Raw genomic sequence first — 22,298 nt, 5'->3', positions numbered from 1 at the left:
TAACTCGGTATATTTGTTAATAAAAGTGACGATTTTAGGTAAAAAATCCTAGTTTTTTCAATGATTGCAACACCTTACAACGCTTTTGCATCTGTCGAAAACGTTATTCCGTTTAACAATTCGAAGCTTTTCATTCTCTTTTTTCCAGGAAACTGTAGACTTAGGATTTCTAAAAATCCATTATTAACAGCTATTTTGATTTCTTTCTTAGTTGTAATGATACTTCCAACTTCAAAATTATGCGATTCTTCAATCAATTTTGCTTCATATAGTTTTACATTCGACTCTTCAGTTCCGTCTTTAAAGAAACACCAAGCACTTGGATATGGAGATAATCCTCTAATTAAGTTGTAAATTTCAATACCAGATATAGAAAAATCAATTTTGCAATTGTCTTTATTTAATTTGTAAGCAGTCTTAATTTCTGTAGAATCAGTTTGAATTGTAGTAACAACATTTCCTTTTTCTATCAATGCTAATGTTTCAACTACTGCTTGACTTCCAATAGTCATTAATCGGTCATGTAATTCTCCAGCGCTTTCTGTAAATAAAATTGAAGTTTCTTTGCTCAAAATCATGGCGCCAGTATCAATTTTATCATCAATAAAAAAGGTGGTAACTCCAGTTTTAGTTTCTCCATTTATAATTGCCCAATTAATTGGTGCCGCTCCACGATAATTAGGTAGGAGTGAGGCATGTAAGTTAAAGGTTCCTAATGATGGCATTTTCCAAACCACTTCTGGTAACATTCTAAAAGCTACAACAACTTGCAAATTGGCATTCAAACTTTTTAATGTTGCCAAAAAACTTTCGTCTTTTAAATTGGTAGGTTGCAATAAATTTAAATTATTTTCTAAAGCATATTCCTTTACAGCAGAATATTTTAATTTTTGTCCACGTCCTGCTGGTTTGTCGGCTGCGGTTATAACTCCAACAACCTCATAGTTATTTTTAATTATGGTATCCAAAATGCCGACGGCAAATTCTGGAGTTCCCATAAAAACGATTCTTAATTTTTCCATTATGATTTTATCGAATATAAATTATTTGTCTTAACAATAATAGTATCGTTTTCCATTAAATTTTGAAGTGCAAAGATAACATCGTCTTTTGTATATTTAGTCAACTTTTGAATATCTCTCGAACTCATTTCTTGAATTTTCAGTAAACCAATTATTTTATCTGATAAACTTGAAGTATCCGTCTTGTTTTTCTTTTTGGAAATACAATAGGAGCAAACACCACAATCTTTTTTGATTGTTTCACCAAAATATTCTAAAAGCAATTTAGTCTTACAAGTTTTTTCTTCCTTTATATAATGTAATACTGATTTTAATTGCTCTGTTTTAAGTTGATTTTGAGCTTCAAGATATTTTACAACTCTACTAATCGTTCGTTCATCTTCGCGAACTTCATTGAATGTAAGCGTGGCATCATTGTTTTTAGCATGCAATTCGATAACTTGCTTTTCATTTAATTTGTGAAGAATTGCTAAAACTTTGCTTTCATCACAATTGGATTTTTTCGCAATCAAAGAAATGTTAATCACCGATTGTGATTCGTAAACTCCTGGATTAGTTCGTAAAATGGTTAAAATAACTTCCTCATCTTGCGGATTCAAACTCATATAACGAATCACTTCTTTAGACGGAATTACAAATTGCAATGTGATTTTTTCAGTAAACTCTTGTGATAAACTGATGATTCCTTGTCCATCTAAAAATTGTAAAGCATTATAAACTTTTAGAACAGGAAAGCTGTATTTTGTACAAAAATGGTTGATGTTAAAACTGAATTTTTCGTCAATTCCTTCGCCATAAGCAATTTGGAAATAATTGCAAAGTTTTACAAAAACCAAATTCAAGAATGCTTTATCTGATAAAATGCTAAGAAATTGCGCCTCAACATGAATTACATCGGAGGGATTGGTTAATAAAACTGCAAATGCTTTTTCGCCATTTCTTCCAGCGCGTCCAGCTTCTTGATAATAGTTTTCTAGATTGGGTGGAATGTGTAAATGAATGACCGTTTTTACATTAGCTTTATCAATTCCCATTCCGAAGGCGTTGGTGGCAACTATGGTTTGTACTTTCTCGTCCATCCAAAGTTTCATGTGATTTTCTTTGTCTTTTGAAGATAAACCACCATGATAATAAGTTGCCGAAAATCCTAAAGATTCCAATTGCTTAACAGTTTCTGAACATGATTTTCTATTGGTAACATAAATGATTGATGGCTGCGGATTTTTCTTCAAAATTTGCTCCATCAAATGCAATTTATCTTCTACATTAAAAACCATATACGCCAAATTTTCTCTAGCAAATGATTTTACAAAAATCGCAGGATTTTCAAGTTGTAATTGAGTAATGATATCTTCCTGAACTCTTTTAGTTGCCGAAGCTGTTAGTGCCAAAAAAGCTACTTTAGGAAAATATTCTTTGAGTTTGGAAATTTTTAAATAGGCTGGTCTAAAATCGTGTCCCCATTGCGATACACAATGTGCTTCGTCAATAGCGATTAAATTTATAGGAAGACCTTTTATGCGTTCTAAAATCCAATCGCTTTGCAATCGTTCAGGTGATAAATAGAGGAATTTATAATTTCCATATTGACAATTATCTAATAAGTCAATGATTTCATCTGATGCAATTCCGCCAGTTAATGCAATAGCTTTAATTCCTTTGTTTTGCAAATTTTGAACTTGGTCTTTCATTAAAGCAATTAAAGGCGAAATGACCAAACAAATGCCTTCCATCATCATGGCTGGAACTTGAAATGTAATTGATTTTCCACCTCCAGTTGGCATTAATCCAAAAGTATCTTTTCCTGCTAAAACGGAGGCAATTATGTCTTCTTGCGGAGTTCTAAACGCATCGTGATTCCAATATTTTTGAAGGATTTCTAATGGTTTAGGCATTGTATTCAATTACGAATTAGGAATTTAAAATTAGGAATATTTCGTAAAAGTACTAAAAACAATAAATATAATTGAACTTACAGATTTTTTGAATAAAGCGTTTTTATTTTCAAAATAGAAATTGGCGTTTCTGTAAAATAATTTAATTGCCAATTTTGAGTTCGTTGCGCTTGTTTATTTTCAGTTTTATCCCAAGAAGGGTAAACTCTAAATCCTAATTTTCCTTTTTTAGATTGACTTTGAAGATATCCTTTTTCTTCTAAAATAGTTTTCGGAAAAACAAATTGTCCAAAGTGATTAGAAGTTTCGCAATTAATAATCACTAAGTCAAAGTTATCTGTTGATGAATACGGTTGAATTGGTTTTTCATTAATACGTTTCCATAAAGTAACGAATTGTCCTATTTTAGTTGGTGTGATTTTAGATTTTCGAAAAATTATTTTTGAATTGTTGAGTTCAAATTGAGCTGCGCAATACTCTTGACTTTCTTTTTCTATAATGGGATTACGGATTTTTAAATCCAATTTTTCAAAAACTAAGCTTGAAGCCTTTTCTAGTTCTTGAAGCGTCATTTATTGTAATGATTGTAAAATAAAGTTTGTACGTTCTTCAACCGTTCCTTTTGGAACCTCGATTAAGTGGTAACCGTATTTTTCATAAGTTTCTACAAGATGATTGTAGATTAATTTGGCTTGCTCGTAGTTTTCATAACGCTCGTCATCGCTAACGTAAATTTCTTCCCATGGTGGAAGGATGAAAATTCTATCATAATTATGGTCGCGACAAGCTTGATCAAAAAAGGATGGATAACTATCGCCAATATAATGCATGTAAGCCAAAACATCTGGAATTCCTCTGTCTAGGAAGACTGTTTTGTGTGGTTCATTTTTGGCATTTTGGTATTGTTTTTTTCTTCCTTCGAGAAGTAACTCGCTGAAAAGTAGAGGTTTTTCTAAAAAAAGTTGTTCAATACCTTGTTTTTGTGCTTCGCTGATAATTTCGCGCGAAACCTCAGGATAACAACAATGTCCTTTCGATAATAAATTATCTATAATTGTTGTTTTTCCTGTACCAGGACCGCCAATAATAACTACAATTTCTTTTTCCAAATTTTTTTGAAATAAGGAGCAAATTTATTGAATTGTTTTAGATTATTGAGGTTGTTTTGAAATTTTATTTTCTATTCGATACAATTACTGTCTAGCCCTGATTGTAGTGGAAATTTTTTCTATAGTTGCCTGAGGCACTCGAAGGCAACTATAGAAAAGATTGAAACGAAAAGCAGGAATAAGGAAACCAAGAAAGCCCAACCCATTCGCTCCTAAAAAAAACTAAAAACTAAACAAATTGTAATATCAAAAATGTATATTTGCGTTTATTTTAATTTCAAGAATGGATAAGAAGACGGAAGAATTTTACATTCGGCTGAAGGAAGAATTGGGAAATACTTCTGAGTGGCCAACAGAATACCTTTACAAATTTATTGTGCCAACTGATGCTAAAAAAATTGAAGAAGTTGAAAATGCTTTTGACAATATGGGCGCAGTAATAAAAACACATCAATCTAAAGCAGGAAAATATACGAGTGTTTCTATCAATGTAATGATGGAATCGCCAGCAGATGTGGTTGAGAAATACATAGAAGTTTCTTCGATTGAAGGAATAATTTCATTTTAATATGGTACCAAAATATATAAAAGAAAATGCTAACGATGTGGTATTCAATTTAGAATACAACGCAGAGCGTTCGCATTTAATCATTCCAGAGTATGGTCGTCATTTGCAAAAATTGATTGACTTGGCTGTGGCAATTGAAGACAAAACGGAACGTAACAAAGCGGCAAAATACATCATTCAAGTGATGGGAAGTTTGAATCCGCATTTGCGTGATGTTCCAGATTTTCAGCACAAATTGTGGGATCAAATTTTTATTATGTCCGATTTCAAATTGGATGTAGATTCACCTTATCCAATTCCGACGCGTGATGTAATCAATTTGAAACCAGAACGATTAGCGTATCCACAGAAAAACCCAAAGTATCGTTTTTATGGTAATAATATCAAATACATGATAGAAGTTGCCAACAAATGGGAGGAAGGCGAGATGAAAAGTGCATTGGTAAAAGTAATTGCCAATCACATGAAAAAATCGTATTTGAGTTGGAATAAAGATACTGTGACTGATGCCGTAATTTTTGAACATCTTTTCGAATTATCTGATGGAAGAATCAATCTAACAGGAAGCGAAGAAGAACTTTCGACTACAAATGATTTGATTAGAACTAACAAAAAGGTTTCAAACAAATCACAATTACAACAAAAAAACATGAAAATTCAAGGGTTCAAAAAACCAATTCCTGGTAAAAAACCTTTTATAAAAAATAATAATAATCCAAAACCTTAATTTGTATAATGTATACTGCAAAATTGTAAATCGATTTTGCAGTATACATTATACAATTTTACATTATACAGAAAAAAATGGGAACTTTTCAAATTGAAGGAGGCATTAGACTAAAAGGTGATGTTACACCACAAGGAGCAAAAAATGAAGCATTGCAAGTTTTATGTCCTGCTTTATTAACATCAGAAAAAGTAAGAGTTACAAACATTCCTGATATCATTGATGTCAATAAATTGATTACATTATTAGGAAATTTAGGAGTTAAAATCCAAAAAAATGGTCCTGGAGATTATACTTTTCAAGCCGACGAAGTAAATGTTGACTACTTAAAAACAGAAGCTTTCAAGAAAGAAGGCGGAAGTTTGAGAGGTTCTATTATGATTGTTGGTCCATTATTGGCACGTTTTGGTTGTGGTTATATTCCAAAACCAGGTGGCGATAAAATTGGAAGAAGAAGGTTAGATACTCACTTTGAAGGATTTATAAATCTTGGTGCAAAATTCCGTTATGAAAGAGAAGACCATTTTTATGGTGTTGAAGTTGATGGAAAATTAAAAGGTGCCTACATGTTGCTAGATGAAGCTTCTGTAACAGGAACTGCCAATATTGTTATGGCTGCTGTTTTAGCTGAAGGAACAACAACAATTTATAATGCTGCTTGCGAACCTTATTTGCAACAATTGTGTAAAATGTTGAACTCAATGGGAGCAAACATTAAAGGTGTTGGTTCAAATTTATTAGTTATTGAAGGAGTTGAAAGTTTAGGAGGATGCGAACACAGAATTCTTCCAGATATGATTGAAATTGGTTCTTGGATTGGTCTTGCGGCGATGACAAGAAGTGAAATTACAATTAAAAATGTATCTTGGGATAACTTAGGTGTAATTCCGAGTGTGTTTAGAAAATTAGGAATTACGCTTGAAAGACGCGGTGACGATATTTATATTCCAACGCATGAAAACTACGAAGTAAAAACCGATATTGATGGTTCTATTTTGACTATTGCTGATGCGCCATGGCCAGGATTTACGCCTGATTTATTGAGTATTGTTTTAGTAGTTGCTACACAAGCAAATGGTGATGTATTGATTCATCAAAAAATGTTTGAAAGTCGTTTGTTCTTTGTGGATAAATTGATTGATATGGGTGCCAAAATTATGTTATGTGATCCGCACAGAGCTGTGGTTATGGGACATAATTTTAAATCGCAATTGAAAGCTACAGTTATGAGTTCGCCAGATATTAGAGCCGGAATTTCGTTATTAATTGCTGCACTTTCTGCTAAAGGAACTTCAACAATTCAAAATATTGAGCAAATTGATAGAGGTTACGAAAGAATTGACGAACGATTGAGAGCTTTAGGTGCAAATATTGTTCGTGTATAATTTTAGAATATAGAAAAAAGAATATAGAAAATAGAGGCGCAAATTGTGCCTCTTTTCATTTTACAACTATGGAAACCTATATAATCATACTTCTTTGCATAGCCTCTTTCTTCGCAGGATTTGTCGATGCTATTGTTGGCGGTGGCGGATTGATTCAAACTCCAGTGGCTCTGATTTTATTGCCCAATGTTGCTGTTTCTTCTATTATTGGTTCGTTGAAAATTCCTGCGTTTAGCGGAACTTCGTTCGCAGCAAGACAATATTTGAAAAAAGTAACTATGAATTGGAAATTGCTAATAATCATGGCAATTGTAGCATTTATTTCGGCATTTTTGGGTTCAACACTTTTGACTTATGTTAGTAGTGATTTTATGAAACCATTGCTTTTCGTTGTTTTGATTTTGATAGCGATTTACACTTTTATGAAAAAGAATTTTGGTAGCCATAAAGTAAAGAATTTATCAGAAAATGATTTACTTTTTTATGGAATATTGATGAGTATCGTAATTGGTTTCTACGATGGATTCATTGGTCCGGGAACAGGGAGTTTTTTAGTTCTTGGATTTGTAGCCATTCTTGGTTTCGATTTTCTTCACGCTTCTGCCAATGCTAAAATGGTGAATTTGGCAACCAATTTTGGTTCGATTTGTCTTTTCGTATTAAAAGGTAAAATTATATGGGCAATTGCGATTCCAATGGCGGTTTGTAATGCACTTGGTGGTTTTATTGGAGCTAAATTGGCCATCAAAAAAGGAAACGGATTTATAAGAATCTTCTTTTTGATTGTAGTGATTGGAACACTGATTAGATTTGGATATGATGTTTTTTTTAAATAAAAAATCCCAAAATGATTAATCTTGGGATTTAATTTAGAGTTATTCAAATTCCGAATAAACTTCTTTGTTATCTATGGAAATTTGAGTAATGTGCTTGCAAGTAGTTCCAAATGGCGCTAATGGTGTCCAACTTTTTGCATAATTTAAAGTCACTTTTTTTCCAATAAAATCACTTTTGGATTTATCTAAATAGAATCCGTTTTCTAAACCGCGATTGATGTAATATGTAATTTCGCTGTTTTCTATTTCAAACACTAAATCTTTCGCGCCACCTTCAGAAACCGATTTAATAATTCCTACGACTTCAATACTGTTTTCTTTTGAAGTATCTATTGGTTTTAGACCAATAATTGAAAAGGTCAATACAGCTAAGACAATAAATAATAGTATTTTTTTTATTCATTTAGTTTTAAATTAAACGAAAAACCTATTATATTATTATTCAACGATATTCAAAAATTTTAGACCAAAAATAACTGCATCACCTTGATAACCATTTTGATAGGAACGAACGTAGTCTACACGAAACATTCTGAATTTTCCAAAACCTAAATTATCTAAACCGATAGAAAATTCTTGATAAGGCTTTCTGTCTGGAACTGATAAGTTATGAAATCCCAAAACCAATTGCGAACCTAATTTATTTAGCAATGGGATTTTATTCATAATATATCCTTTGTCATTGTGCTCGGCATGAAATTCTAAAAAGCTATCATTTGTACTTGCTTTGTAATACGGTAAATTATTAAAAACATTTGTATAACCATCTCCACCAGTTATGTGTGTTTGATTTCCGTTAAAGTGTTTGTAATCAACAAAAGCTATATTTTCTGCATTGAAAAACTTACCGGCTTTTAAATTTAATTTCATGTCACCTTTATTTCCAATAGATAAATCATGTGTAATTCTTCCGCTAAGGAAATCATATTCATATTTCTTTTCTGAAGCCGAAAATCCTTTTTCATAACCAAAATACAATGTTGGTGACTTTTCATTTCCAATGTTAAACTTTCCATCCGGTCTAGTCCAATATTTTTGTCCAAATTTAATTCTTGTATTAACAGAGGCTTTCATTAAATTGTATTTCTCAAAAGCTGGTGTTATAAAATCAAATGGAGCTAATGGATTATTTGAAGAATAAACGTCTGATGTTTTTACAGAACTTTGATCAGAATTATTCCACAAAGGTTTTCTTTCTGAATATTCTAAACCTACATTTAAGTTTAATCCATTAACTACTTCACGTCCAAAATTGGCTGAAACAAAATTCTTTTCATACAATTTCATAAAGTTGTTTTTGAAAAATAGACTACTAATTGAATTAACACTATTAGAAATTGGGTTGCTCGAATTGAATTGGTTTACAGCACTTCCTCCAGATATATTTATGTAACTATCGTTGGTATTATTAAACTTATGATAAAACATTCCGGTTGCACGCAACTGATTTTCTGAAAAACCATAATCTAATTTTGTAGCTATTCTTGTAAAACTTCTTTTTTCTTCATCTCTTTTATTGAATGAAAATCCAATTTGAGTTTTCCAACCTTGAACTGTGTTGAACGATGTTGAAAGTAAAGGGCCGTCATAATTTAAAGACCATTTTTTAAAGGAATTAGAATAGCTATATCCAGTAATGATATCGGTAAATTTAAATTTGTTTCTCTTTCCGTCAATAGAATCTAAATATTTTTCAGATTTCTTTTTAGTTTGAAGAATATCTTTTTTAGTATAATCCGTGCTTTCTTCAACAGTTAATGGGACTGGCCTGATGGTTTCCCAAAAAGCATCTTCTTTTTTATTGGCGTTTTCTTCAAATTTTAGCACTTCAGCTGTAAAGGTTTTCTTTTCAAATTTCTGTGGGAATTCAAAATTTGAAAAAACATGAGTAAACGTTCCGTTTATGTTTATGCCTAACATTCCAGCTTCAAAGTCAATGGTTTGGGTGTTTTTTGTCCAGATTTTAGTTTTTGTATTGAAACTATAATTTTGTTTTAAAGTTAATTTATTCAATGCAGGATTTTGCATTTGACTACCAGTTATAGATAAATCTACAGCATAAATGGCATACGATTCGTCTACTATATATAGGTATCCTTCCATAGCTGGTTCGGATGTCCTTTTGGGTGTAACTTTGATTTTATTAATTACTTTATTGTTTTCATCAGCAAAGGAACCTTCAAATTTATATTTGTAGTAATTAAATGCATTATCTGCAATTGGAGAAATTACTTTTACATCAAAATCTAAATAATTTTCATAGAAGTCAAAGTTGGCTTGTGCTGCATTATTGAAACTAAATCCATTATCATTTCCGCTTACTTTTGATGCAATGATAGTCTCTTTTAATTTGTCTGGTTTTTGAAAAGTAATTTTCGAAACGGTTTCAGATAAATATAAAATTCCACTTCTTGTTGAATCTATTACTTCATCAAAGAAATCTAATTTTTGTCCCAATATAGTTTTAGGTAGATTCTTTACTCTAAAAATACCTCTCGAATAGAAGTCAGCATTGTATTTCTCTGTTAGTTTTGAGTTTTCCTTACGATTTGCAATAGCATTTTTAATAATCTCAATAGCAGGATTTACATTTGGATTAATTACAACTTCATTAAGTTTAATTTCCTCCTCTACTAAAGTGACATCTACTGTTTGTGCAATTTTTTCAATTTCAACTACTTTTTTTTCAGTCTTATAACCAAGGTATTGATACAAAATAACATAAGAGCCAGTTGTTTTTAGATTCAGTTCATACTTACCTTCTTCATTAGAAGTAGTACTTATGTAGGTATCTTTTACATATATATTAACAAAAGACATGGGTTTACCATTAGAGTCAGTAACAGTTCCTTTAATTTGTGAAAAGCTTAAGATTGAAAACAATAAGAATAGGATAGAGGTAATTTTTTTCATTTGTATGGTGTTTAATTTATAGACGATTATTAATGTGAAAAGGTTGTATGGTTGTTTTAAATTTGCACAGAGAACGCAGAGGTCTCACAGAGTTTTTTTTAAATTATAAATCGTTTTAATCCATCTTTCAAAAGTTTTGTATTGAAATTTATTAATAATCCTGTAGAATATTCTCCTAATCTCATGTGCGTTAATATTTGTGCACTATGAACATCTGTAAATTTTTCAACTGTTTCTCTATAAATTCCCATTATTTTCTACTAATAAATCAATTCTATAACCATGATCTATTTTTATTTCTTTGTAGATAATTGGTAAACTTATCTCTTTTTCAACCCAAATACCTTGCTCTCTTAGTTTATAAAACAAACATTGTTGATAGGCAGATTCTAATAATCCTGGTCCAAGTGTTATATGGACTTCAATTGCACAACCTATAATTTTATCTGTTAATTAATTATCATCAATGTTTGTTTTTATATTGAACAACATTATATTACACTCTGTGAAACCTCTGAGTCCTCTGTGTAAATTTTTTGTTATTAGTGTAATAAAAAACTTTGCAAAGCCAATTCGTAACTCTTCAGTCCAAAGCCAATAATAACTCCCTTTGCATTTGGTGAGATAAAAGATTGATGTCTGAAAGTTTCTCTCGAAAAGGTATTAGAGATATGAACTTCTATTGATGGTGAAGTTATTGCTTTTAAAGCATCGCCTATTCCTATTGAAGTATGAGTATAGGCTGCTGCATTCAAAATTATACCATCATAAGAAAAACCAACCTCTTGAATTTTTGAAATTAATTCACCTTCTATATTACTTTGATAATAACTTAAATCAATAGAAGGATATTTATATTTTAATTGATTGAAATACTCTTCAAAGGTTTCATTTCCATAAACTTCGGGTTCTCTTTTTCCTAGGAGATTTAGATTTGGGCCGTTGATAATGATAATCTTCATATAAATAGGTTTATGTAAAAGTAAAAAAACCGCTCATATAAATAAGCGGTTTTAGAAAAGTTTATGATATTTTTAAAAAAGGTAACCTAGTGATGCTTGAACTACACTATTCTTTACATCGGCATCACGTTTTGGTTCTGTTAACCCTAATCCATATCTTCCTTGAACGAAGAAATGTTTTCCAAATTTATAGCTTATACCACCTGCAACAGCAAAATCAAAGGTGTTTGAATCTCCTGCTTTAACTTCATTTCTTTCGCTTAATAAAAATGATGCTTGCGGTCCAAGTTCCATACTTAAATGGTCTGTAAGATAGAATTTAGCTAATGCTGGAATTGAAATATAACCCAATTCGTTTTTAAATTCCTCATTAAGATTCTTTAGACTTGCGCCTTGAGTAGAATAAAGTAGTTCAGGTTGAAGTGAAAAATTTTTGAAAATTTTTAATTCTACAAGTAATCCTGCGTGAAAATTGGTAATGGCATCGGTATTAACTTCTGAGCTAGTGTAATTGGCATAGTTGATTCCGGCTTTAAGTCCAACTTTTGCAAAGGATGTTTCTTGAGCAATACTTTTTGAACCAAAAAGTAATGCAATTACTACTAATACGACGTTTTTTTTGTGTTTCAGCATAAAAAAAGTATGATTATAAAATGAGACTTGATTTTAGTTATTAACGAAATTGTTTATAAGTTATTGTGTGTCAAAACCTTTTGCGATTGAAATTGTTAATAACTATGTTGATAACTCTAAATGTTAATATAAATGAATAAAAAGAGAATAGGTTTAACTTTGCCCTATTAATTTTAAACAAAATAAAACATGAAAAAAATTATTTTAACAGTAGCTGCAGTATTCGCTTTCGGATTTGCTAACGCTCAAGACAAAAAAGAATCTTCTGAAGGTTTTTCTAAAGGTGATGTATTTGTAACAGGTGCATTTTCTCTTGGAAGTACTAACAACAAAAACAATGACGAAAAAACTAGTTCTTTCGAAATTGCTCCTCAAGTAAACTATTTCGTAACTGAAAACATCTCAGTTGGTCTTAAAGTTGGATTCGCTTCTGACAAAGCTGATGTTAATGGTGTTGATACTCAAGATGATTCATCTGTATCTTTCGGTTTAGCAGGTAGATATTACTTTACTCCAGCTTCTAAATTCTCTTTATTTGGAGAACTTGGTGCTGAGTATGTTTCTACAACTGATAACTTATCAACTCCAGAATTTAAAGTAAACGGATTTGGTGCTGGTTTAGGTTTAGGTATGAACTATTTCGTATCTTCTAACTTCTCTATCGAAGCTGGTGTTGCTGTTTTGAACTTTGCTTCTGCAAAAGCTGACGTAACTGGTGCTGAGAATGTTACAGCATTTTCTTTTGGTGGAGACTGGAGAGCAGTATCTTTCGGAGTTAACTACAAATTCTAATCTAAATTTTAGATTTAAATTATAGAAAACCTCACTTTGGTGAGGTTTTTTTTTATTCTGAACTAGTTTCATAATCTTTTCAATTTCAGAATTTTTCCAATATATTTGAATAATGAATTGGAAAACCTTTATTAAAAGTTATCAGTCGTATTTAAAAATTGAAAGAGGATTGTCAAAAAACACTATTGACAATTATACTTTTGATATAGAACGACTTTGCTTGTTTCTTGAAGAAAACGCTGTTGATGTTTCTCCAGTCAAAATATCTGAAGAAACCATTCAACAATTTATTTATACAATTTCAAAAGAAGTTAATGCTCGTTCTCAAGCGAGAATAATTTCGGGTTTAAAGAGTTTTTTTTCCTATTTAATATTTGAAGATTATCGCTCTGACAATCCTATGGAGTTAATAGAAGCTCCAAGATTAGGTAGAAAGCTTCCAGATACTTTATCAATTCAAGATATTGACGCACTTATAGAGGCAATTGATCTATCTAAACCAGAAGGTGAAAGAAACAGAGCAATGCTTGAAACACTATATGGTTGTGGATTGAGAGTTTCCGAATTAGTTAATCTTAAAATTTCCGATTTATTTTTTGACGAAGGTTTTATTAAAATAACAGGAAAAGGGAATAAACAACGATTTGTTCCTATTAGTAATGTTACACAAAAGTTTATTTTGCTTTACAAAGACCTTGTAAGAAATCACCTTACTATAAATAAAGGACATGAAGATACTTTGTTTCTCAATAGAAGAGGAAGACAACTTACAAGAGCGATGATTTTTACTATTATTAAAGATTTAGCAGTCAAGATTAATCTGAATAAATCTATAAGCCCACATACTTTTAGACATTCTTTTGCTACCCATTTACTTGAAAATGGTGCTGATTTGCGCGCTATTCAACTAATGCTAGGGCATGAATCAATAACTACTACAGAGATTTATGTGCATCTAGATAGAAAGCATTTGACTCAGATAATGAATAGTTTTCATCCTAGAAAATAAAAAAAAGCTTGTTTGATAACAAGCTTTTTATAAATAAAAATAAATAATATTTATTTAGCAATATTAACTGCACGAGTTTCTCTAATAACAGTAATTTTCACTTGACCAGGATAAGTCATTTCTGTTTGAATTTTTTGTGATATTTCAAATGATAGATTCGACGCCATATCATCACTAACTTTTTCACTTTCTACAATAACACGAAGTTCACGTCCAGCTTGAATAGCGTAAGCATTTTTTACACCATTAAATCCAAAAGCAATTTCTTCTAAGTCTTTTAAACGTTGGATGTAAGAATCTAATACTTGTCTTCTTGCTCCGGGTCTTGCTCCAGAAATAGCATCACAAACTTGGATTATAGGTGAAATTAAATATTTCATTTCAATTTCGTCGTGGTGTGCTCCAATAGCGTTACAAACCTCTTCTTTTTCACCAAATTTTTCAGCCCATTGCATACCAAGTAATGCGTGAGGTAAATCACTTTCTGCATCGGGTACTTTACCAATATCGTGAAGTAGACCAGCACGTTTAGCAAGTTTAACGTTTAAACCTAATTCAGCTGCCATTATTCCACAAAGTTTTGACACTTCGCGAGAGTGTTGTAGCAAGTTTTGACCGTAAGAAGAACGATATTTCATTCTACCTACAATTTTAATCAGTTCAGGATGTAATCCATGAATACCTAAATCAATTACAGTACGCTTACCAACTTCAATGATTTCATCATCAATTTGTTTTGTTGTTTTAGCAACAACTTCTTCAATTCTAGCAGGGTGAATACGTCCGTCAGTAACAAGCTTATGAAGAGACAAACGAGCAATTTCTCTTCTAACTGGATCAAAACAAGAAAGTATAATTGCTTCTGGAGTATCATCAACAATTATTTCTACGCCAGTTGCAGCTTCTAGTGCTCTAATGTTTCTTCCTTCACGACCAATGATTCTTCCTTTTACATCATCAGATTCTATGTTGAAGACAGATACACAATTTTCCACGGCTTCTTCTGTTCCTACTCGCTGAATAGTATTGATGATTACTTTTTTAGCTTCTTGTGCAGCAGTAAGTTTGGCTTCCTCAATGGTTTCTTGAATGTGAGCCATTGCTTTAGTTTTAGCTTCAGCTTTCAAGTTTTCAACTAATTGTTCTTTAGCTTCTTCTGCCGAAAGTCCAGAGATTACCTCAAGCTGTTCAACTTGACTTTTGTGCATTTTTTCTACTTCTTGATGCTTTTTGTCGAGCATTTCAATTTTAGAAGTATATTCTACAGTTTTAGCTTCAAAATCATCATTTATTTTTTTAGCTTTAGCTAATTCACTTGAAACTTGTGATTCTTTATCTCGAATTCTTTTTTCAACTTCTGCCATTTTTTTATCTTTCGATAAAATCTCCTTTTCATGCTCAGATTTTAATTCAAGAAATTTTTCTTTTGCTTGTAATAATTTGTCTTTCTTGATATTCTCTGCTTCTAAATTAGCATCTTTCAATATTGATGATGCCTCTTTTTTTGCGTTTTTTATTAGGTTAGAAACGTTACTTTTTTCGAGCATTTTTGCTATTGCAAAACCTCCAGCTATTCCAACTATTACGCCGATAATTATTGATACTATGTCCATGGTTGTGTAAAAAATTTATATATAAAAAAAACCTACATTAATTGCTTGTATAAACTCGTAAGGACAAGTTTTGAGTTAACTCGCGGTTCAAGTTTCCCAACCTAATGGGCTTACTATAGTAGCGAAGATTTACTCATTTTAATTTGTTAGTGTTGAGTTTACCAAAAATGAACTAATGTAGGCAGTATTTTTAGTTTATTTAAAAGAACGTTTTTTCTTGTAACTTATTATTTATTGAGATAGTCGTCTAAAAGGCTATTGATTTTTGTTAATCGTTCTATTGATTCTGTTCCGTCGATAGCATTGTCCACTTTTTTTTGCTCTAATTGTGATGCAAATTGTAAAGCGCACATTGCCAAAACATCTTGTTTATCTCTAACAGCATAATTCTCTTCAAATTGCTTAATCATTAAATCTATCTTTTTAGAAGCGCTTCTCATAGCCTCCTCTTGCTGCATATTTACCGTTAACGGATAAACTCTGTCAGCAATTGATATTTTAATTTTAAGCTTTTCATCCATAGTTTTAATCTGCAAGTTGGGCTATACAATAATCAATTTCGCGAATTAATGAATTTATTTTAAGCTTCGTTTCTCTTTTATAATCTTCACTGCCTAGTAACGAATTGGTCATTTTTAATGATTCAAAATCTTTTTTTAACGACTCATACGTCAAAGTTTGATTTTGATGTGATTGTACAGAAATCTTGATTTCTTGTTGCAACACTTGATTTTTTTCTTCTAAATCGTTTATCCTTTTAAACAATTTTTGAATTTTATTCTCAAGAGTATCAATTATTTCTGCAATTTCACTCATTTATGACACTATTCATTACTTAATCTTACAAATTTATAATTCCTAATCTATTAAAGCAATATTTTTCGTTAAAAATTAAATTTATTTTTTTAATCATTTCTAATATTTTGTAAAATAGTTAGTTATAAATCTGTTTGTGGTATTTTTTTTGTAATTATAAAGTTTTTTATACTTTAGCAAAAAACCATATAGAATGAAATATATCCCACTTATTTTCTTGTTTTCGATTTTTTCGTTTGCCCAAAATGAGTATCCAAAAGATTACTTCAGATCACCTTTAGATATTCCATTGCAATTGTCTGGAAATTTTGGGGAGCTACGTCCAAATCACTTTCACGCTGGATTTGATTTTAAAACCAATCAAAAAGAAGGTCTAAATGTTTATGCCGTTGCTGATGGTTATGTTTCTAGAATCAAAGTTTCTACTGCAGGATATGGCAAAGCAATCTACATAACTCATCCTAATGGTTACACATCTGTTTATGGTCATTTGCAAAAAGCTATTGGAAGTATTCAAGAAAAAATAGTTGCATTGCAATATGCTGAAAAAAGTTATGAAATAGAAGCTTTTTTTAAGCCAGGTGAAATGCCTGTAAAAAAGAATGATATAATAGCACTTTCAGGAAATACAGGAGGTTCAGAAGGACCACATTTACATTTTGAGTTTAGAGATAATAAAACAGAGAAAATTATAAATCCATTGTTTTTTGGTATACAAACTCAAGACACAAAAAATCCAACTGTTTCAAGTCTTTTGGTTTATCCTTTAGATAATTCAGCAGTAGTAAATGAGTCTAAAAGACCAGTTCTTCTTAATTTGTCTCTTCAATCAGATGGTACATATTTAGCGCAACAAGTTTTTGCAAGTGGTAAAATTGGATTTGGAATTATTGCAGTAGATAATGATAATGTATCATATAATGCAAATGGTATTTACAAAACTCAATTGATATCTAATGGGAAGGTTATTTTTGGATTTGAATTTGATACCATGGTTTTTGATGAAGCTAAATATATTAATGCATTTATTGATTATTCGAGATATAAGAAGATGCATCAAAGAGTACAAAAGCTTTTTATGAAAAATCCATTTCCTTGGAGTAATATTTATCAAAATTATGAAAATGGAATATTAAACATTGTGCCAAATACCTCAGAAATTCAACGTATTGAAGTGTCAGATTTCTTTATAAACAAAACTGTTATTTCAATTCCTGTAAAATATTCTGCAAAGCCAGCTCTTATTAATGAAGATACTAAAGTGACCAAGTATTTGGTAAAATCTAAAGTAGAATCCAATTTTGAAAAGGATAATTTTTCTGTTTATTTTCCAGCTGGGACGTTCTATGAAGATTTTTATCTAAATTTTGATGTGAAAAACAACACACTTTTCCTTCATGATGATACCGTTCCTGCACATAGCAATTTTACAATTTCTATCGAAGACACTAAATCTTCAGAAGAAGAAAAGAAAAAAATGTTTATCGCAACAGTAAACGGAACTAAATTAGGATTCATCACAACAAAACTTGTAGATAATACGTTTACTTGTAAAACAAGGAATTTGGGACAATTTACATTAGCAAAAGACATAACTGCTCCAAAAATAAGTATGTCAAAAAGCATTGAAGGTAAATGGATTACAAATCAAAAAAGTATCAACGTAACGATTTCTGATGATTTGTCTGGCGTTAAAACCTATAATGGTTACATCAATGATAAATGGGTTTTATTTGAATATGAATCAAAGTTAAAGCGCTTGACTCACGTTTTTAACGACGATTTATTACTAGAAGGAAGCAATAAATTGAAAGTTGTTGTAACAGATAATGTTGGAAATTCTACTATCTTTGAAACTCAGTTTAACAGAAGTCAAAAAAAATAATATCACTTGAAAGCAATTAATAAATTTATATACCTAGTTTTTTTTCTATTTTCCATGGTGTCTTCAGGGCAAACTGCAAAAGTTACGGGTTTAGTTTTAGATGAAAACAATAATCCTGTTGAAGGAGTTAATGTTAGTTATCAAAGCCAATCTGTGGTTACTAATAAAACAGGTTTTTATGTAATCACCATACCGGCTAATCAAAAAGTAGTTTTGGTTTATACACACGTTTCTTTAAAAAATATTACAGCAACATTTCAATTAAAAGCGAATGATATCGTTGAATATAATCCTGTTATGAGTTCTAAAAATGCTCAATTGGATGAGGTTATTATTTCTAATAATAGAGGAAGAGCGCAAGGAATTATAAGTATTGAGCCAGAAGTTATTAGAAGAAATCCAAGTTTGTCTGGTGGAATAGAAAGTGTGATTAAAACATTGCAAGGTGTTACTTCAAGTACGGAACTAAGTTCTGCCTACTCTGTTAGGGGTGGAAATTATGATGAAAATTTGGTTTATGTAAATGAAGTAGAAATTTATCGACCTTTTTTGGTACGCTCAGGTCAGCAAGAAGGATTGAGTTTTACTAACACTGATTTAATTCAAAATATAGAATTTTCTGCTGGTGGATTTCAAGCTAAATTTGGAGACAAAATGTCTTCTGTTTTAGATATTACGTATAGAAAACCTACAAAATTTGCTGCTTCACTAGAAGCAAGTTTCCTTGGTGGAAGCATTTCAGCTGAAGGTGTTTCTAAAAATAAAAAATGGAGTGCCATGACTGGTATTCGTTACAGAGACAATTCACTTTTGGTTAACAGTCAAGAAACTGAAAGTAATTATAGACCTACTTTTGCCGATGTACAAACGGTTGTGAATTATGATGCTTCTGCAAAATGGCAATGGAGTTTCTTAGGAAATATTGCTCAAAATAAATACAGTTACCAACCATTAACACGTCAAACCAATTTCGGAACTTTGAGCGATCCTATTGCGTTGCAAGTTTTTTATGAAGGTCAAGAAGAAGATCAATACCAAACGTATTTTGGAGCTATAAAATCTACTTTCAAATCAAATGATGACAATACCTACAAATTTATAGCTTCGGCATATCTTACTCAAGAGCAAGAATATTATGACATTGATGCGGCTTATTTTTTAGGAGAAGTTGACAGTAATATTGGTTCTGAAACTTTTGGTGATGTAACTTTCAATCGCGCTGTTGGTTCACAATTGAATCATGCAAGAAATGATTTGGATGCGCTTATAATTAATGCAGAAGTAAAAGGAAGTCACAACGTTAAAAAGAAATATCAAATAGATTGGGGTGTAAAATATACACGCGAAAATATTCGAGATAGAATAGTTGAATGGGAAGTTATCGATTCGGCTGGATTTTCTATTAATCCACCAATAATCGATATTCCTAATGATCAACCTTACAATCCTTATGTTGGTCCTTTAGTACCTTTTCAAAATGTAAGAGCGCTTAATTTTGTAAACATTGATAGAATTTCAGCTTTTGCGCAATGGAATACAAAAACGACACTTGGAAACAGTCAATTGTTTTTAAACGCAGGTGTTAGAACACACAATTGGATGGTTTCTGGTGATAATATTTCATCTTCGAGTCAAACGGTTTTTAGTCCGAGAGCTCAAATTTCACTCAAGCCTGATTGGGATAAGGACATGATTTTTCGTTTCTCAACAGGATTTTACTATCAACCGCCATTTTATAGAGAATTGCGTGAACAAAATGGAGCAGTTCAATCAGATGTAAAGGCACAACAGTCAATTCATTTTGTAGTAGGAAATGACTACAATTTTAAAATGTGGAATCGTAAATTCAAATTGGTTTCAGAGGCATTTTATAAAACTATGAACGACGTTAATACTTACACTTTAGAGAATGTGAGAATTCGTTATAGAGCCAATAATGATGCTACGGCTTATGCTTACGGATTTGATTGCAGATTAAATGGTGAGTTTGTCCCAGGAACAGAATCGTGGTTTAGTTTTGGATATTTAAAAACAGAAGAAAATCAAGATAATAAAGGAAATATCGCTCGTCCGACGGATCAACGTTTAAAATTTGGTATTTTATTTCAAGATTATATGCCAAACATTCCTAACGTGAAATTGTATTTGAATTTGGTTTACAATACAGGACTTCCAGGTGGTTCACCATCTTATGCTGATGTGTATCAATATCAAAGTCGTTTGAGAGATTATCGTAGAGCAGATGTTGGATTTTTCTATTCGTTTACCGAAAAAAATGATTTAAAACCAGATGGACATTGGTTAAAAAAGTTTAAAGAATTATCATTAGGAGTAGAAGCATTTAATTTGTTCAACAATCAAAACGCGATAACCAACACTTGGGTTCGTGATGCTTATACCAAAAATCAATACGGAATTCCAAATTATATGACAACGAGAGTTTTTAATGTGAAGTTGACTGCAAGATTGTAAATGAGTTTCAAGAAACATAGAAAGATTTTTTATGTTCCTGGAATGATTTCTTTGGTGGTTTTGCCAATTCTATTTTTGTGGTTTTTATACTTTAGTAATTCTTTTAAGGAATATTCGTGTATAGAGTTAGGTCTTGCTGACAAAAAATCTTATTATGAAATATTAAATGAATTTGATTTTCTTAATTTAAGAAATTATAAAATATTTGTTTTTAATAATACATTAGAAAAGGAGAAAAATAATTTAATAAATTTTCAAAAGTCTCTTAAAATTCAAAATAAATTTAAAGACACTATCAATGGAATTAAACTTCAACTTGGTAAAAAAATGACTTATGAAGTTTATATTAGAATATTAGATATTTTACAATCTGAAAAAACTCCAACTTATATTGAATATCAAAATTATTTATGGATTTTAAATGGTAATCAAAGAAAAGAAAAAGCTAATCAAAGAGAGAAAGAACATATAATAGTAAACTGTGGTACAAGTTTTTACACTCATTTAGAAACTTTAAAGATAGAAGCAGAAGAAAAAGAAAAAGAGAAAAATGAATTATTGCTTTCATTTTATAAAAAAGTGTGGTTTTTATATTTAGCTTATTTAGGAATTATAATTCTAAATATTTTTGTACTACTAAAATTCAATAGAAATAGAAAATACAATCAAAAATCATATCTTTGATAAAGATTAAATATTGTTAAAATGAAAAATTTCTCAAAATATAGTGTCCTTACATTAATCATAATTTTAGTTGGTTGTAAAGAAGAAATAGAAAAGCCTAAAGTAATTTACGAAAATACTTCTAAAGAGCGTTCAGAACCAAAGATTGATACTTCTAAAATATTAGTTGCTGATTTACCTGTTCAGATGGAAGGAACTTCGGTTTTGTTATTTCCAATTGGTGAGTTTACCGTTGCTAATGGAACATCTAAAACAAAATATTCGAGTTCAGAAAGAGAAAGTTTTGTGGTTTCTAATTCTAATGAATACGAAATTACAGGTTATTTAAGTAATTTTAAATTCCAGCAAATTGGTTCAGATTCATTAAAAATTTTAACCGACAAACCTGTTTTAATAGAGCGAGTAACCTATTTGAAATCGATTGCTGATAAAACAAAAAAGCAATTTTTAGTTTATGTTCTTGAAGATATGGATTCTAATAAAGACGGAAAACTTGATAGTAACGACATCAAAGATTTGTATATTAGTACTATCGATGGAAGTAACTTTAAAAAACTTTCTGTTGAATTTCAAGAGTTTATAGATTGGAATGTGATTGATTCACAAAACAGATTATACTTCAGAACAATAGAAGACATCAATAAAAATGGTGCCTTTGATAAAGATGATAAAGTACATTATCAATATGTTGATTTACTTTCAAAAGACTTGAAAGTAGTGGAGTATAATCCGATTTAAAAGTAAATAAAATAATTTATCATTAAATTTAGAACAAATAACTAACAACGATTTTTAAAGCAGTAACAACGATTTTTACAATTAGATTTATCATGACGTAAATTTTATTGGTTAGCTTCAGTAAGAATAATTAATATTTAACGTGAGTTCGACATAAAATTATTGAAAAAGAATTAATTGTTTAGTATCTACAAAGTTGTTTTTTAAAGATGGTTTTTTCTCAGCAAAATTGTAAGCAA

Annotated in this window: 23 protein-coding genes; 10 read left to right on the top strand and 13 right to left on the bottom strand. The window is 30.7% G+C overall.

What is annotated here, in order from left to right:
- Positions 1-74 precede the first annotated feature (74 nt).
- From fmt to ABD771_RS02370, 4 genes are all read right to left on the bottom strand, one after another.
- Positions 75-1,022, bottom strand: coding sequence for a methionyl-tRNA formyltransferase (gene fmt, locus ABD771_RS02385; RefSeq protein WP_345090125.1), 948 nt, complete (start codon positions 1,020-1,022; stop codon positions 75-77).
- Positions 1,022-2,917 (bottom strand): RecQ family ATP-dependent DNA helicase, encoded by a 1,896-nt coding sequence (locus ABD771_RS02380; RefSeq protein WP_345090122.1) that lies wholly within the window; start codon positions 2,915-2,917, stop codon positions 1,022-1,024. Before ABD771_RS02380 ends, fmt begins: the two co-directional genes overlap by 1 nt.
- A 77-nt stretch (positions 2,918-2,994) precedes the next feature.
- Positions 2,995-3,489 (bottom strand): MepB family protein, encoded by a 495-nt coding sequence (locus tag ABD771_RS02375; RefSeq protein ID WP_345090119.1) that lies wholly within the window; start codon positions 3,487-3,489, stop codon positions 2,995-2,997.
- Positions 3,490-4,026 carry an AAA family ATPase gene (locus tag ABD771_RS02370; RefSeq protein ID WP_345090116.1) on the bottom strand — a complete coding sequence of 179 codons (537 nt, stop codon included), beginning with the start codon at positions 4,024-4,026 and terminating at the stop codon, positions 3,490-3,492.
- Positions 4,027-4,309: 283 nt separating this feature from the next.
- On the opposite strand from ABD771_RS02370, the gene ABD771_RS02365 reads away from it, so the two are divergent.
- The 4 genes from ABD771_RS02365 (at position 4,310) to ABD771_RS02350 (ending at position 7,542) form a co-directional block, all read left to right on the top strand.
- Positions 4,310-4,594: a DUF493 family protein gene (locus ABD771_RS02365; RefSeq protein WP_298306661.1), complete on the top strand. Its 285-nt coding sequence runs from the start codon at positions 4,310-4,312 to the stop codon at positions 4,592-4,594.
- A gap of 1 nt (position 4,595) precedes the next feature.
- On the top strand, positions 4,596-5,321 hold the full coding sequence (locus ABD771_RS02360; RefSeq protein ID WP_298306662.1) for a DUF4290 domain-containing protein: 726 nt from the start codon (positions 4,596-4,598) through the stop codon (positions 5,319-5,321).
- 77 nt (positions 5,322-5,398) lie between these two features.
- The gene (gene murA, locus ABD771_RS02355; RefSeq protein WP_345090111.1) at positions 5,399-6,706 is read left to right on the top strand and encodes a UDP-N-acetylglucosamine 1-carboxyvinyltransferase; all 1,308 of its coding nucleotides are present in this window, start codon (positions 5,399-5,401) and stop codon (positions 6,704-6,706) included.
- Positions 6,707-6,774: 68 nt separating this feature from the next.
- The gene (locus tag ABD771_RS02350) at positions 6,775-7,542 is read left to right on the top strand and encodes a sulfite exporter TauE/SafE family protein (protein ID WP_345090108.1); all 768 of its coding nucleotides are present in this window, start codon (positions 6,775-6,777) and stop codon (positions 7,540-7,542) included.
- Between the two features lie 39 nt (positions 7,543-7,581).
- Here the strand turns inward: ABD771_RS02350 and ABD771_RS02345 are convergent, their stop codons facing one another.
- The 6 genes from ABD771_RS02345 to ABD771_RS02320 form a co-directional block, all read right to left on the bottom strand.
- A complete protein-coding gene (locus ABD771_RS02345; RefSeq protein ID WP_345090105.1) occupies positions 7,582-7,905 on the bottom strand; it encodes a hypothetical protein in 324 nt (107 codons plus the stop codon).
- Between the two features lie 75 nt (positions 7,906-7,980).
- Positions 7,981-10,455, bottom strand: a complete 2,475-nt coding sequence (locus ABD771_RS02340) for a DUF5686 and carboxypeptidase regulatory-like domain-containing protein (protein WP_345090102.1) — start codon at positions 10,453-10,455, stop codon at positions 7,981-7,983.
- Between the two features lie 98 nt (positions 10,456-10,553).
- Entirely contained in the window at positions 10,554-10,706 is a 153-nt protein-coding gene (locus tag ABD771_RS02335) for a GxxExxY protein (RefSeq protein ID WP_345090100.1), read from the bottom strand.
- Entirely contained in the window at positions 10,693-10,869 is a 177-nt protein-coding gene (locus ABD771_RS02330; RefSeq protein ID WP_345090747.1) for a GxxExxY protein, read from the bottom strand. Before ABD771_RS02330 ends, ABD771_RS02335 begins: the two co-directional genes overlap by 14 nt.
- Before the next feature lie 128 nt (positions 10,870-10,997).
- A complete protein-coding gene (gene aroQ / locus ABD771_RS02325) occupies positions 10,998-11,417 on the bottom strand; it encodes a type II 3-dehydroquinate dehydratase (RefSeq protein ID WP_345090098.1) in 420 nt (139 codons plus the stop codon).
- Between the two features lie 72 nt (positions 11,418-11,489).
- Positions 11,490-12,050 (bottom strand): porin family protein, encoded by a 561-nt coding sequence (locus ABD771_RS02320; protein ID WP_345090095.1) that lies wholly within the window; start codon positions 12,048-12,050, stop codon positions 11,490-11,492.
- Positions 12,051-12,239: 189 nt separating this feature from the next.
- Here ABD771_RS02320 and ABD771_RS02315 point away from each other — a divergent pair, with 189 nt between their 5' ends.
- Positions 12,240-12,842 (top strand): outer membrane beta-barrel protein, encoded by a 603-nt coding sequence (locus tag ABD771_RS02315; protein ID WP_345090092.1) that lies wholly within the window; start codon positions 12,240-12,242, stop codon positions 12,840-12,842.
- A gap of 112 nt (positions 12,843-12,954) precedes the next feature.
- Positions 12,955-13,851, top strand: coding sequence for a site-specific tyrosine recombinase XerD (gene xerD, locus ABD771_RS02310; RefSeq protein WP_345090089.1), 897 nt, complete (start codon positions 12,955-12,957; stop codon positions 13,849-13,851).
- A gap of 50 nt (positions 13,852-13,901) precedes the next feature.
- Here xerD and rny read toward each other — a convergent pair whose 3' ends face one another.
- From rny to ABD771_RS02295, 3 genes are all read right to left on the bottom strand, one after another.
- Positions 13,902-15,464, bottom strand: coding sequence for a ribonuclease Y (rny, locus tag ABD771_RS02305; RefSeq protein WP_345090086.1), 1,563 nt, complete (start codon positions 15,462-15,464; stop codon positions 13,902-13,904).
- 227 nt (positions 15,465-15,691) lie between these two features.
- On the bottom strand, positions 15,692-15,985 hold the full coding sequence (locus ABD771_RS02300) for a cell division protein ZapA (protein ID WP_345090083.1): 294 nt from the start codon (positions 15,983-15,985) through the stop codon (positions 15,692-15,694).
- Between the two features lie 4 nt (positions 15,986-15,989).
- Positions 15,990-16,280 (bottom strand): hypothetical protein, encoded by a 291-nt coding sequence (locus tag ABD771_RS02295; protein ID WP_345090080.1) that lies wholly within the window; start codon positions 16,278-16,280, stop codon positions 15,990-15,992.
- Positions 16,281-16,473: 193 nt separating this feature from the next.
- On the opposite strand from ABD771_RS02295, the gene ABD771_RS02290 reads away from it, so the two are divergent.
- The 4 genes from ABD771_RS02290 to ABD771_RS02275 are packed head-to-tail and all read left to right on the top strand — an operon-like array spanning position 16,474 to position 22,059.
- Positions 16,474-18,165, top strand: a complete 1,692-nt coding sequence (locus ABD771_RS02290; RefSeq protein ID WP_345090078.1) for a M23 family metallopeptidase — start codon at positions 16,474-16,476, stop codon at positions 18,163-18,165.
- Positions 18,166-18,219: 54 nt separating this feature from the next.
- Positions 18,220-20,637, top strand: coding sequence for a TonB-dependent receptor (locus tag ABD771_RS02285; RefSeq protein ID WP_345090744.1), 2,418 nt, complete (start codon positions 18,220-18,222; stop codon positions 20,635-20,637).
- Complete coding sequence (locus ABD771_RS02280) at positions 20,638-21,321, top strand: hypothetical protein (protein WP_345090075.1); 684 nt, start codon at positions 20,638-20,640, stop codon at positions 21,319-21,321.
- Positions 21,322-21,342: 21 nt separating this feature from the next.
- Positions 21,343-22,059 (top strand): CREC-EF hand family protein, encoded by a 717-nt coding sequence (locus ABD771_RS02275; protein WP_345090072.1) that lies wholly within the window; start codon positions 21,343-21,345, stop codon positions 22,057-22,059.
- Positions 22,060-22,298: the final 239 nt, after the last annotated feature.

The sequence above is a fragment of the Flavobacterium chungnamense genome (assembly GCF_039539165.1).
GTDB classification, from domain to species: Bacteria; Bacteroidota; Bacteroidia; order Flavobacteriales; family Flavobacteriaceae; genus Flavobacterium; species Flavobacterium chungnamense.
The sequence above is the reverse complement of the archived record's forward strand: the minus strand, read 5'-3'. Positions and strand labels throughout refer to the sequence as shown.